Origin of the sequence: uncultured Tateyamaria sp. (genome assembly GCF_947503045.1) — a bacterium.
Classification (GTDB): domain Bacteria; phylum Pseudomonadota; class Alphaproteobacteria; order Rhodobacterales; family Rhodobacteraceae; genus Tateyamaria.
The window spans coordinates 398,675-411,517 of sequence record NZ_CANNCF010000002.1 but is presented as its reverse complement, the minus strand read 5'-3'; the positions used below and the strand labels follow the sequence as shown (position 1 = coordinate 411,517).

At 62.5% G+C, this 12,843-nt stretch carries 12 protein-coding genes; 7 read left to right on the top strand and 5 right to left on the bottom strand.

Annotated elements, in window-relative coordinates:
- Window positions 1-67: 67 nt before the first annotated feature.
- On the bottom strand, window positions 68-2,596 hold the full coding sequence (locus Q1A89_RS10455) for an FtsX-like permease family protein (protein WP_299727321.1): 2,529 nt from the start codon (window positions 2,594-2,596) through the stop codon (window positions 68-70).
- On the bottom strand, window positions 2,593-3,285 hold the full coding sequence (locus tag Q1A89_RS10450) for an ABC transporter ATP-binding protein (RefSeq protein WP_299727319.1): 693 nt from the start codon (window positions 3,283-3,285) through the stop codon (window positions 2,593-2,595). Before Q1A89_RS10450 ends, Q1A89_RS10455 begins: the two co-directional genes overlap by 4 nt.
- A gap of 51 nt (window positions 3,286-3,336) precedes the next feature.
- On the opposite strand from Q1A89_RS10450, the gene Q1A89_RS10445 reads away from it, so the two are divergent.
- Together Q1A89_RS10445 and Q1A89_RS10440 are read left to right on the top strand one after the other, a co-directional pair.
- The gene (locus tag Q1A89_RS10445; RefSeq protein WP_299727317.1) at window positions 3,337-3,972 is read left to right on the top strand and encodes an arylesterase; all 636 of its coding nucleotides are present in this window, start codon (window positions 3,337-3,339) and stop codon (window positions 3,970-3,972) included.
- A gap of 1 nt (window position 3,973) precedes the next feature.
- Window positions 3,974-4,588, top strand: coding sequence for an SOS response-associated peptidase (locus Q1A89_RS10440; RefSeq protein ID WP_299727315.1), 615 nt, complete (start codon window positions 3,974-3,976; stop codon window positions 4,586-4,588).
- 148 nt (window positions 4,589-4,736) lie between these two features.
- On the opposite strand, the gene Q1A89_RS10435 is transcribed toward Q1A89_RS10440, so the two are convergent.
- Window positions 4,737-4,943, bottom strand: coding sequence for a cold-shock protein (locus Q1A89_RS10435; RefSeq protein ID WP_299727313.1), 207 nt, complete (start codon window positions 4,941-4,943; stop codon window positions 4,737-4,739).
- A gap of 288 nt (window positions 4,944-5,231) precedes the next feature.
- On the opposite strand from Q1A89_RS10435, the gene Q1A89_RS10430 reads away from it, so the two are divergent.
- Together Q1A89_RS10430 and preA are read left to right on the top strand one after the other, a co-directional pair.
- Window positions 5,232-6,563 carry an NAD(P)-dependent oxidoreductase gene (locus tag Q1A89_RS10430; protein ID WP_299727311.1) on the top strand — a complete coding sequence of 444 codons (1,332 nt, stop codon included), beginning with the start codon at window positions 5,232-5,234 and terminating at the stop codon, window positions 6,561-6,563.
- A gap of 24 nt (window positions 6,564-6,587) precedes the next feature.
- Window positions 6,588-7,892, top strand: coding sequence for an NAD-dependent dihydropyrimidine dehydrogenase subunit PreA (gene preA, locus Q1A89_RS10425; RefSeq protein WP_299727309.1), 1,305 nt, complete (start codon window positions 6,588-6,590; stop codon window positions 7,890-7,892).
- A 19-nt stretch (window positions 7,893-7,911) separates the two neighbouring features.
- Here preA and Q1A89_RS10420 read toward each other — a convergent pair whose 3' ends face one another.
- Window positions 7,912-8,796: a sulfotransferase domain-containing protein gene (locus Q1A89_RS10420; protein WP_299727307.1), complete on the bottom strand. Its 885-nt coding sequence runs from the start codon at window positions 8,794-8,796 to the stop codon at window positions 7,912-7,914.
- A gap of 67 nt (window positions 8,797-8,863) precedes the next feature.
- The gene (locus Q1A89_RS10415; RefSeq protein WP_299727305.1) at window positions 8,864-9,475 is read right to left on the bottom strand and encodes a TetR family transcriptional regulator C-terminal domain-containing protein; all 612 of its coding nucleotides are present in this window, start codon (window positions 9,473-9,475) and stop codon (window positions 8,864-8,866) included.
- Window positions 9,476-9,633: 158 nt separating this feature from the next.
- On the opposite strand from Q1A89_RS10415, the gene Q1A89_RS10410 reads away from it, so the two are divergent.
- The 3 genes from Q1A89_RS10410 (at window position 9,634) to hydA (ending at window position 12,816) form a co-directional block, all read left to right on the top strand.
- The gene (locus tag Q1A89_RS10410; RefSeq protein WP_299727304.1) at window positions 9,634-10,884 is read left to right on the top strand and encodes a Zn-dependent hydrolase; all 1,251 of its coding nucleotides are present in this window, start codon (window positions 9,634-9,636) and stop codon (window positions 10,882-10,884) included.
- A gap of 64 nt (window positions 10,885-10,948) precedes the next feature.
- Window positions 10,949-11,272: a hypothetical protein gene (locus tag Q1A89_RS10405; RefSeq protein WP_299727302.1), complete on the top strand. Its 324-nt coding sequence runs from the start codon at window positions 10,949-10,951 to the stop codon at window positions 11,270-11,272.
- Window positions 11,273-11,355: 83 nt separating this feature from the next.
- Complete coding sequence (gene hydA, locus Q1A89_RS10400; protein ID WP_299727300.1) at window positions 11,356-12,816, top strand: dihydropyrimidinase; 1,461 nt, start codon at window positions 11,356-11,358, stop codon at window positions 12,814-12,816.
- Window positions 12,817-12,843 lie beyond the last annotated feature (27 nt).

Genomic DNA, 12,843 nt, shown 5'->3' with positions numbered 1-12,843 from the left:
TCGGGCCTTTTCGTGATTCCGTGGGTCGGCGCAAACTCGCATGCAGGGCTGGCCCCCGCAACGCGGCTTATTCGCGCCCGCGCAGCACCTGTGCGGGGCGTGCCGCCAGCGGGCCCCAGGCAAAGGTAAGCCCTGCGATCAGGGTTGCCGTGACGCCGCCGATGATGATGGCGAGCGCGGAGGGCCAGATGACGGTGTAATCGGTGTCCATGATGTAGTTGCTGACGGCCCAGCCCCCGGCGATGCCCGCCGCCAGCGCCACCGCCCCGGCGGCGAGACCCAAGAGGGCGGCGCGGGTGGCAAAGCTGATCAGGATGCGCCGCCGCGTGGCCCCAAGTGTTTTCAGCACAGCCGCCTCGTAAGTGCGCGCCTGCGTGCCTGCGGCCGCGGCACCGATCAGCACGAGGAACCCCGTCACCAGCGTCGCCGCCGCCCCGTAGGAGGTCGCCGCCGCCAGCCCCGCCAGCACGTCGGCCACTCGGTCGATGGCGTCGCGCACCCGAATGGCGGTCACGTTGGGATAGGCGTTTGCGATGTCGCGCAGGATCTGCGCCTCGGCGTCTTCTTCGGCGTAAACGGTCGAGATGAAGGTGTGTGGCGCACCCTGCAGCGCACTTGGGTTCATCGACAGGATAAAGCCGATGCCTGCGGTCGAAAAATCGACTTCGCGCAGGGACGTGATGGTGCCGGTGATGTCGCGGCCCAGGATGTTGATTGTCAGCGTATCGCCGATGCCGATCCCCATCTCTTCGGCCTCTTCGGCGGCAAAGCTGATCTGCGGCGGGCCGGTATAGTCCTCGGGCCACCATTCCCCTGCCAGGATACGGGTGTTTTCGGATGGTTTTGCGGAATAGGTCAGCCCGCGATCGCCGGAAATCACCCAGTGATCGCCTGCGACCTCCTTGGCGGGCTTGCCGTTGATTTGGGTCACAATGCCGCGCAGCATGGGCGCGCTGTCGATGCGGCTGACGGCGGCGTCACTTTCCAACCGCTCGGTATAGCCCGCCATCTGGTCGCGTTGGATGTCGACAAAGAAATAGCTGGGGGCGACGTCCGGCAGGTTGCCCGAGATCGCGTTGCGCAGGTTGCCGTCGATCTGCCCGACGGCGGCCAGCACCGACAGGCCAAGGCCCAGCGACAGGACAACCGAAGCCGCCCCTTCGCGGGTGCCCGAAATCGCGCCCAGGGCCCAGCGCAGCGCGGGTCGCCCCTTGGCCCGAGGGGCGGCGCGGCGCGACAGCCATCGGATGCCGGTGGCCGCGATGGCCAACAACGCGAGTGCAAAGGCGATGCCGCCAGCCGTCCAGAGTGTCAGCCACCATGTGCCAGAGAAAAGGCCAGCCAGCCCGATCAGCGCCGCAAGGCCCGCGCCAATCCAGAACAGGTAGCGCGGGGCGGGCAGCAGGCGCGCGGTACCCAGCGCGTCGCGAAACAGGGTGGCGGCGCGCACGTCTTCGGCCCGGGCCAGCGGCCAGAGGGTGAAGACAAAGGCCGTGAGCAACCCGTAGATTGCGGATTCGATCAACGGACCGGGATAGATTGCGAAGCTGGCCGGGATCGGCAGCCGCGCCTCGATGATCGGGGCGAGTACAACCGGCAGCAACGCGCCAAGCGCGAGGCCGATGGCGATGCCAAGCAGGGACAGGGTGCCGATCTGGATGAAATAGGTCTGGAATATGGTACTGCGCTCGGCCCCCAATGTGCGCAAGGTGGCAATCACGCTGGTCTTTTCGGCAAGGTAGGCGCGCACCGCAGCCGACACGCCAACCCCGCCCACGGCAAGGCCGGAGAGGCCCACAAGCACCAGAAACGCACCCAACCGGTCAACAAATTCCGACACACCCGGCGCGCCGTTGCGCGCATCGGTCCAGCGCAGGCCGCTGTTTTCGAACCGTGCACGCGCGTCGCTTTCGAGGGCGGCCAGATCAGTGCCGGGGGGCAGGGTCAGGCGGTATTTGGAGGAAAAGAGTGTGCCTGCCGCCAGCAATTGCGCGTTCTCAAGGCTGGTGCGCAGCACTATGGTACGGGGACCCAGCGCAAAGCCCCCTGCAGCGCTGTCGGGTTCGTGGGTCAGTTCGGCGTTGAGGGTGAAGGTCTGCGTGCCGAGGCGGAAGGTGTCGCCGACGCTCAGTCCCAGCCGGTCGATCAACGCCCGCTCCATCACCGCCCCGGGCAGGCCGTTTTGGATGCTGAGCGCGCGGTCGAGCGGGATATCAGGCGTCAGTTTGACGGTGCCGATCAGAGGGTAGACCCCATCGACGGCCTTGATCTGTGTGAGGCCGCGTTCGGCGCCGTCTGGCCCATCAACCACGGCCATGGAGCGGAAATCAGCGATTTCGGAGACGTCGGTGGCAACCTCGGTCATCCACGCACGCTCCTCCGGTGTGGCAAAGCGGTAGGTGAAATCAAGCTCGGCGTCGCCGCCAAGCAAGGCGGCCCCTTCGCGTTCGAGGCCAGCCTCGATGGCGGAACGGACCGAGCCGACCGCAGCAATGGCCGCCACGCCAAGGGCCAGACAGGCGAGGAAGATGCGAAAACCGCGCAAGCCACCGCGCAATTCGCGCGCCGCAAATCGGGCCGAATTTTTGAGGCTCATTCGGCGGCGGCCTTGATGTCGGTTTCGAGCGCGCCATCGGCGAGCCGGATCACCCGGTCACAGCGGGCCGCCAATTCGGGCGCGTGGGTGACCAGCACCAGTGTGGCCCCGTGCCGGTCGCGCAGATCAAAGAGCAGGTCCATGATGGCGCTGCCATTTGCCCCGTCGAGGTTGCCGGTCGGTTCGTCCGCCAGCAGGATTTCGGGCCGGGTGACAGAGGCGCGGGCGAGGGCCACGCGCTGTTGCTCGCCCCCGGACATCTGGCTGGGGTAGTGGCCGGCGCGGTGGCCAAGACCCACGGCCTCCAGTTCCGCTTCGGCCCGCTCGAACGCATCCCGTGCGCCTGCCAGTTCCAGCGGGGTTGCCACGTTTTCAAGCGCCGTCATCGTTGGGATCAGGTGAAAGGACTGGAACACCACGCCCATATGGCCGCGCCGAAAGCGGGCCAGCGCGTCCTCGTTCATGCCGGTGAGGTCCTGACCGAGGGCGTGGATGGACCCGCCCGTGGCGCGCTCAAGCCCGCCCATGATCATCAGCAGCGAGGACTTTCCGGACCCCGAGGGGCCGACAAGGCCGACCGTCTCACCGCGCGCGATGTCGAGGGTGATCCCGTGCAGGATATCGACCCGCCCGGCATTGCCATCGAGACTAAGCGCCGCATTTTTTAGAGACAGGACTGGATCGGACATCAACAAGCGCCTTTATTGTCTGGTATGAGGTCATATGGAGGTCAGATCGACATGAGCAAGGCAATGGGTGTGATTGTTCTGATTTTGTGGCCAGGTATTGCGTGGGCGCAAGGGGTGACCATTGCGGCCTTGGGCGACAGTCTGACCCAGGGTTACGGCCTGCCTGCCGAGCAGGGATTTGTGCCGCAACTTGAACGCTGGCTGCAGGATCAGGGTCAGGATGTGACCGTGATCAATGCAGGTGTGTCTGGTGATACGACCGCTGGCGGGTTGTCCCGGGTGGATTGGACCCTGACGCCGGATGTGGACGGGCTGATCGTGACGCTGGGTGGAAATGACCTGCTGCGTGGGCTCGCGCCAGAGGTGAGCCGTGCCAATCTGGATGGTATTCTGGCGGCGGCCGATCGGGCCGGGGTCGATGTGTTGTTGGTGGGGATGCAGGCCCCGGGCAATTACGGACCCGAGTACAAGTTGGCCTTTGACGGGATGTATCCTGACCTCGCCGAGGCCTATGGCATCCTTTATGCCGAGAGCTTTTTCGAGGGCCTTGGGGGCGCGGGCGTCGATCCGGCGTCACTTGGGGAGTTCATGCAGGCGGATGGCATTCATCCCAATGCGACAGGTGTCGTGCGCATTGTCGAAGGGTTGGGCCCTGCGGTGCTGGACCTTGTAACCCGGGTGAAATGACGTGCCGGGCCGTTTCTTTCTGAGCGATACGATGGGCGCCTTGTCGGATGCGTTGGGCGTCCCGGCGGGTGCGGTGGAAAACGAACCGGCGCGCCACAACATCGCACCGGGTCAGGAGATCGTGGTGTTTGACGGGGGTCTGAGCCGCATGCGCTGGGGCATCGTGCCCGTGGGCCGCGTAAATGCGCGTGGCCGCCCGGTGATGGAGCAGATTATCAACGCACGCAGCGAATCGGTTTTTGACAAGTCCGCCTTTGATGGCGTGGGCCGGGCGGTGATCCCGGTCAATGGCTGGTACGAATGGACCGGTGAAAAACGCCGCAAGACGGCCTGGCGGATTGCGCCCAAAGGCGGCGGGTTTTTGTACTTTGCCGCGATCACGGATGTCTGGACGGCGCCCGGTGGGTTGCTTGTGCCGCAGGTGGCTGCGGTGACCTGCGCGCCCAATGCCGATGTCGCGCCGATCCATCACCGAATGGGTGTGCTTTTGGAGCGGGATGATCTGCCCGTCTGGATGGGCGACGATCTGGAGGCGGCAAAGGCATTGATGCTGCCCTGGCCCGAGGGGCGGTTGGTGATTGGTGAGGCGGGCGATGTCGACTGGGACGCACCTTGATCCCAAGGCCGCTGCGCGACGCCATTTTGTGAGGGGCTCTGCCCTGTCGCTGGCGCGACTCCCCGGGATGTTTTTAAACAGGGAATCAACAAGGGCGGCGCATGTTTGATGCACCGCCCCCTGGATGTGATGTGACTGGTGCGGGTTCTCAGACCAGCGCGATGTTCACGGCACTTTCGCGCCCGTCGCGGCCCGCTTCGAGTTCGTAAGTGACCTTTTGATTGTCGGCCAGACCGGTCAGGCCGGAGCGTTCCACAGCGGAAATATGGACAAAAATATCCTTGCCGCCGCTCTCGGGCGCAATAAAACCATAGCCTTTGGTTGTGTTGAACCATTTGACGGTGCCGTTGGCCATCGTCGTAACTCCTCGTTTCGTCCTGCCCGCACTATGCGGCAGCTTGGCGTCGTCATGTGATCGAATGACTGAGCCGATAGGAGCAGTTCGATAGATGATGTAGCACTTTCAAGATGGCTGGATTCTGACACAAATCAAGTTTTTTGAGACGAATTCGGGGGAGTGGCAACTTGCCGCTTCTTTAAGCAGCGCACAAAATTGGCTGTGTTTGAATAATTTTACCAGTTGATAAAAATATGTGTCTGTGAGAGCGTTTTACCAAGAAACAGTTGTTGCTTTGGAGCACATATGACGCACTCTCCTTTAACGCCGGGTCTGGCGGCGGGCCGTTTGGACGACGTGGAATACGCGGAGAACTTTTCCGATCTGCATCCCGCATTGGACGCTCATGAGGCCCTTGTGGCGGCGGATCGCTGCTATTTTTGCCATGATGCGCCCTGCATTACTGCCTGTCCGACGGACATCGATATCCCCTTGTTCATTCGCCAGATCGCGACCGGCACCCCGGATGCGGCGGCCAAGACCATCCTGTCCCAGAACATCATGGGGGGCATGTGTGCCCGGGTCTGTCCGACCGAAACCCTGTGCGAAGAGGCCTGTGTGCGCGAGAAGGCCGAGGGTAAGCCGGTGCTGATCGGGCAGTTGCAGCGCTATGCCACTGATCATCTGCAGGACAAGGGTGTCCATCCGTTCACCCGCGCGGCGGCAACGGGCAAGAGAGTGGCTGTTGTCGGTGCGGGCCCTGCGGGTCTGGCCTGCGCCCATCGGCTGGCGATGCTGGGTCATGAAGTAGTGGTCATGGATGCGCGCCCCAAACCCGGTGGGCTGAACGAATACGGCATTGCTGCCTACAAGACCCCCGAAGGCTTTGCCCAGGCCGAAGTGGATTGGTTGCTGGGCATCGGCGGGATCAGCTTGCAGCATGACACGGCGCTGGGGCGCGATGTGACGCTGGAGGGGCTGAAGGGCGATTATGATGCCGTGTTTCTTGGCATGGGTCTGGGCGGAGTGAACGCGTTGGCCATTGATGGTGGCGACAAGGACGGAGTGCGCGATGCGGTGGATTTCATCGCTGACCTGCGCCAGACCTCGGACCTGACCACGCTGCCGGTGGGGCGTGATGTGGTTGTGATTGGCGGTGGCATGACGGCAGTGGATGCGGCGGTGCAGGCCAAACTGCTGGGCGCACTCAACGTCACGCTGGCCTATCGCCGCGGTCGGGACCGCATGAACGCAAGTGTGTTCGAACAGGATCTGGCCGCCTCGAAAGGGGTGCGGATCATGACCCACGTGGTCCCGCGCGCGATGCACGGCAATGGCGCGGTGCGCGAGATTGAATTCGAATATGTGAACCCGGATATGAGCGGCACCGGGCAGACCGTGCGCGTAGCCGCCGATCAGGTGTTGCGGGCCATTGGCCAGTTGCTGGTAGGTGAGGGCCTGCCTGACCTCGCCCAAGGCAAGATCGCGGTGACCGGTGCCGGGCGCACATCTGTTGATGGAATCTGGGCCGGGGGGGATTGTGCCTCGGGCGGCGATGATCTGACGGTGACAGCCGTGGCCGAAGGGCGCGATGCGGCGATGGATATTCATGAGAGTTTGACAGGGGCGGCGGTATGAACGCCACGTCAAGGGAGCAATCAAATGGCTGATCTTACAAGTGACTTCGTGGGCATCAAAAGCCCGAACCCTTTCTGGCTGGCCTCGGCGCCGCCGACGGACAAGGAATACAATGTCCGCCGCGCCTTCGAGGCGGGCTGGGGCGGGGTTGTTTGGAAAACCCTGGGCTCCGAAGGGCCGCCGGTCGTCAACGTGAACGGGCCACGCTATGGCGCGATCTACGGCGCAGATCGCCGTCTTTTGGGACTGAACAATATCGAGCTGATCACGGATCGTGACCTTTACACCAACCTTGAAGAGATCAAGCGCGTGAAGGCTGACTACCCGGACCGCGCGATTGTCGTCTCGATCATGGTGCCTTGTGAGGAAGCGGCGTGGAAGGCCATTTTGCCGCTGGTCGAAGACACCGGCGCGGACGGGATCGAGCTGAACTTTGGCTGCCCGCACGGCATGTCCGAACGCGGCATGGGCGCCGCTGTCGGCCAAGTGCCCGAATATATCGAAATGGTGACGCGCTGGTGCAAGCAGTACTATTCCAAGCCGGTCATCGTAAAGCTGACACCCAACATCACCGATATCCGCAAACCAGCCGCAGCAGCCAAGGCCGGCGGGGCGGATGCGGTCAGCCTGATCAATACGATCAACTCGATCACATCTGTCAATCTCGACACGATGTCGCCCGAGCCGTCGATTGACGGGCAGGGATCGCACGGGGGCTATTGCGGCCCTGCGGTCAAGCCCATCGCGATGTCGATGGTGTCTGAAATCGCGCGCGGTGAGGAGACACGGGGTATCCCCATTTCGGGAATCGGCGGCATCACCACGTGGCGCGATGCGGCGGAATTCATCACCCTTGGCTGCGGCAATGTGCAGGTGTGCACGGCGGCGATGACCTATGGCTTCAAGATCGTGCAGGAGATGATCAGCGGCCTGTCGGACTGGATGGATGAAAAGGGCCACACCAGCGTCGCAGATTTTCAGGGTGCCGCGGTGCCCAATGTGACGGACTGGCAGTACCTGAACCTGAACTACGTGGCCAAGGCCAAGATCAATCAGGACCTTTGCATTTCGTGTGGGCGCTGTTTTGCGGCCTGCGAAGACACCTCGCATCAGGCGATTTCGATGTCCGAGGGCCGTGTGTTCGAGGTGATTGATGGCGAATGCGTGGCGTGCAACCTGTGCGTCAATGTCTGCCCGGTCGAGGATTGCATCACGATGGAAGCGATGGCGCCCGGCACAGTTGATCCGCGCACGGGCAACGTGGTGGAGCCGGACTATGCCAACTGGACAACCCATCCCAACAACCCGAGTGCGACGGCGGCGGAGTAATCCGCGCCGTGGCGTTGCCTCAGGTCGCGTGTCCGGCTGAGCCGTATTCCAGCCACGCGCGGTCCTGTGGTGTCAGGTGGTCGTCCATCATGGCGTCATAGGCGGCCAGTTCCGCCTCACTCAGTTTGCCCGCCCATTTGCCGCTGGTGCCGCTGTGAAAGAAATCGGAATCCGATTTCATGAACCCTTTGCCCCCTGATGGGGCATAGCGTTCCGCGTTGGCCTTCATATGATCAAAGGTCGCAGCCTGCACCAGTTGATCCATGATGTGGGCCGGGTGGGAGATATCAAGCAGCTCGGCCAACCGCGCGAACGTTCCTGCCAGATCGCGGCTCATGTCGGCGTAGTGGAAAAGTGACACGTTGGGCCGGTCGGCCAGCGCGGTGGCGGCCTCGTAGTGCCGGATGATATGCGCGAGCGGCATGGCGTCCGTATCAAACCCTTCGGCCCCGCCGTCAAGGAACCGGCGAAAGGCGATGCCGTCGGGATCGTCCTCGGGATACCAGTGGTCAAACCACGACATGGGCAGGTTGCGCACGTGTTTGCGGAACGAAAAATGCGCATCCAGCGGGTGGCGGAAGACGCAGACATAGTGGGCCTGATCATGCAGCGGAAACCCGTCCATCGGCGTGTGGCTTTTCATGCTGCGCCGATGGGTCATGGCGGCAAGGCGGGCGGCGATTTCGGGCAGTTCGCGGATACGGATGTCGACCCAAGGCATCCTGACGGACAGCTCGGTTTCAACCTCCGGATCTCCTGCGAACAGCAGCGCCACGATGGTCTGCATCCACGTGGTGCCGCATTTCGGTGGGGTGACGACAAACACGTCGTCCGGGCGGACATCCACCATGTCCCAGCGTCGGTTGTCGGTCAGGGGGCCGAGGTAGAGTTTGCGGTCGGGCATGATGCGGCCTCCTGAAATGGATATATGGACAGCGCGGTTGGCGCCGTAAATCAGAGCGGTTTGGCCCTCACGGGCTCAGGACCTGTCGGAACAGCCGATCCAGATAGCGGCGCGCGCCCTCCATCGGGTCGTTGTCCGACAAAACCTGCACCTGCACGTCAAAATCGGCATAGTGCTGAGTGGTGGACCAGATCGAAAAGATGAGGTGGCGCGGATCAACGGGGGCGAGCTTGCCCGCGTCCACCCAGCCCTGAATGACCGCGCATTTCTGGTCAAAGAGCGGTTTGAGGTCGGCCACCAGATGCGGGTGCATGCGCGGCGCGCCTTGCAGGATTTCGCCAGCAAACAGGCGGCTTTCGCGCGGCAGGTCGCGGGCCATATCGAGCTTGCGGTGCACATAGCCCATGAGTTCGGTCATCGGATCGCCGGTTTCGTCCATCTCGACCAGCGGGTCGAGCCAGGTTTCCATCAGCCGGTTCAGCAGTGTGACGTGGATCTCTTCCTTGCCAGAGAAGTAGTAGAGGATGTTGGGCTTGGACAGGCCCGCCGCTTCGGCGATTTGATCGAGCGTGGCGCCGCGATAGCCATGTGCCGAAAACACATCGAGTGCGGCATCCAGGATCAGATGGCGGTTGCGCTGTTGTATGCGGCTCGTTTTCTTGTTGGCGCCGTCGGGCACGTCGGCTCCTTTGCTTGTTCGTGCTGCAAGTCTAGGCAGATGCGGGGCGATTGGGCAATTCTGTTCAAAGCAGTTCTTGACAGAAAAGCGCACCTTGGCAATCGTGTCTTTACCAATTGGTCAAAAAGTGTCCGTATGCGGACAACACGGGGGATGACATGGCAGCACCGGGCGAAAACCTGCGCATCAATGGCGATCGGCTGTGGGACAGCCTGATGGAAATGGCCAAGATCGGCCCCGGCGTGGCGGGTGGCAACAACCGCCAGACCCTGACGGATGAAGACGGCGAGGGTCGCGCGTTGTTCCAGTCGTGGTGCGAGGCGGCGGGTTGTTCCATGGGGCTCGATCAGATGGGCAATATGTTTGCGCATCGTCCGGGCACGGACCCGGATGCGCTGCCGGTCTATGTGGGGTCTCACCTCGACACCCAACCGACGGGCGGCAAATATGATGGCGTACTGGGTGTGCTCGGCGGGCTCGAGATCATCCGCACCCTCAATGATCTGGATGTGAAGACCAAGCACCCGATCGTGGTCACCAATTTCACCAATGAGGAAGGCACACGCTATGCCCCGGCGATGCTGTCCTCGGGTGTGTTTGCGGGCATCCACACGCAGGACTGGGCCTATGACCGCGTGGATGCTGACGGCAAAAAATTCGGCGAAGAGCTGACCCGCATTGGCTGGCGTGGGGACGAAGAGGTGGGCACGCGCAAGATGCACGCGTTCTTTGAACTGCACATCGAACAGGGCCCCATTCTGGAGGCAGAAGGCAAGGATATCGGCGTGGTCACGCATGGGCAGGGCCTGTCGTGGACGCAGGTGACGATTGTCGGCAAGGACAGCCACACCGGGTCGACCCCGATGCCGATGCGCAAAAATGCAGGGCTGGGCATGGCGCGCGTGCTTGAGAAAGTGGACGAAATTGCTTGGTCCCATGCCCCCCATGCGGTTGGCGCGGCTGGGCATATCGACGTCTATCCCAACTCGCGCAACGTGATCCCGGGCAAGGTGGTGTTCACTGTCGATTTCCGCTCGCCCGAGTTGAGCGTGATCGAGGATATGGAGGCGCGCCTGCGCGCGGAGGGTCAGAAGATCGCAGACGATATGGGTCTTGAGATTTCCTTTGAGAAGGTCGGTGGCTTTGATCCCGTGGCCTTTGACGAGGGCTGTGTTTCGGCGGTGCGGTCTGCGGCAGAGCGTCTGGGGTATAGCCACATGAACCTGATTTCCGGTGCGGGGCATGATGCGTGCTGGATCAACCGGGTGGCGCCAACGGCGATGGTGATGTGCCCTTGTGTCGATGGCCTCAGCCACAACGAAGCCGAGGAGATATCAAAGGACTGGGCGATGGCTGGGACGGATGTGTTGATGCACGCGGTGGTTCAAACAGCGGAGATCGTCGGGTGAGCGGCGCGTTTTCCGATGCGGAAAACGGGACGGACTGCGTGTCGCAGTCCGGGGCGCGGAGGCCATGATGCTGGACCCCGATCTGAGCGTGGCGGAGCGCATCGAGGCGATGATCGGCGAGGAAATTGTCGAGGCCCCGATTGGCACGCAGACCGAGTGCAACACTCTGGTCGCGTTCCAGACCTCGCTTGTCCCGCCCTTCGAGACGACGGTGAATTTTTCCGGCGGCATCACGCAGCGCTGTTGGAGCGTCACGCGCACGGACGGGTCCTATCGGGTGGTCTATCTGCCGCTGGCAGGGTACTTTTCACTATGTGTCGAGAGTGACTTTGGTCCGCTGGACATCGGGGTGCATGGATCGGCGTTGGGGTGTTTTGCAAGTGTGTGACGGGGGCTCTGCCCCCGGCGCTGCGCGCCTCCCCCGGGATTTTTTGAAAACAGAGAATGTAGGACGCAGTTGGGAGAGATGACATGACCAAGGTGATCAAGGGCGGGATGGTCTGCACGGCGGACCGGACCTGGAAGGCCGATGTGCTGATCGAGGGCGAAGTGATCAAGGCCATCGGCGAGGACCTGTCGGGCGACGAATATATCGATGCCGAGGGCGCTTATGTCATCCCCGGCGGGATTGATCCGCACACGCACCTTGAGATGCCGTTCATGGGCACCACTGCGGCCGAGACGTTCGAATCCGGAACTTGGGCGGCCGCCGTGGGCGGCACCACGATGGTGGTCGATTTCTGTCTGCCCGGCGAGGATGGATCGATCAAGAATGCGATCAATGAATGGCATCGCAAGTCAGCGCCGCAGATCTGTTCCGATGTCGGCTATCACATGGCGATCACCGGCTGGAACGAGAACGTCTTTGACGAGATGAAGGACGCCGTCGAGATGGGCGTCAATTCGTTCAAGCATTTCATGGCCTACAAAGGCGCGCTGATGGTCGAGGATGACGAGATGTTCGCCTCGTTCCAGCGCTGCGCCGAGCTGGGCGCGCTGCCGATGGTCCATGCCGAGAATGGCGATCTGGTCGCCGCCCTGCAGGAGAAGTTTTTCAACGAGGGCATCACCGGCCCCGAGGGTCATGCCTATTCCCGGCCCCCCGAGGTTGAGGGCGAGGCGGCCAACCGCGCCATCACCATTGCGGACGCCGCCGGTGTGCCCCTGTATATCGTGCACGTGTCCTGCGAGCAGGCCCATGAGGCGATCCGTCGGGCCCGCCAGAAGGGGATGCGCGTCTACGGCGAGCCGTTGATCCAGTTCCTGACGCTGGATGAGCGCGAGTATTTCAACACCGATTGGGACCATGCCGCGCGGCGGGTGATGTCGCCGCCGTTCCGTTCTAAGGACCATCAGGATTCGCTTTGGGCCGGCCTTCAGGCGGGCTCGCTTCAGGTGGTGGCGACGGACCATGCCGCCTTTAACACCGAGCAGAAGCGGGCGGGTCGTGATGATTTCCGCATCATCCCGAACGGGTCGAACGGGCTCGAAGAGCGTCTGGCCGTTCTTTGGACCGAAGGGGTCGAGACGGGCCGCCTGACGCCGAACGAATTTGTCGCCTGCACCTCGTCCAACGTCGCCAAGATCCTGAACATTTATCCCAAGAAGGGTGCCATCGTTGAAGGGGCAGATGCGGATATCGTGGTGTGGGATCCCAAGATCACCAAGACAATCTCACCCGCAAACCACCATTCGGTGCTGGACTACAACGTGTTCGAAGGGTTCGAAGTAAAAGCACAAAGCCGCTATACGCTGAGCCGCGGTGAGGTGATCTGGGCCTGGGGGCAAAACTCGCAGCCTTCACCCGGTCGGGGCAAGTTCGTGCCACGCCCGGCCTTTGCCAGTGCGTCGCAGGCGTTGAGCAAATGGAAGGCGCTGACCGCACCGAAAATGATCCAGCGCGATCCGCTGAACATTCCGGCGGGGATTTGATGCTGCTTGCATGTTTCGTATTGCCTT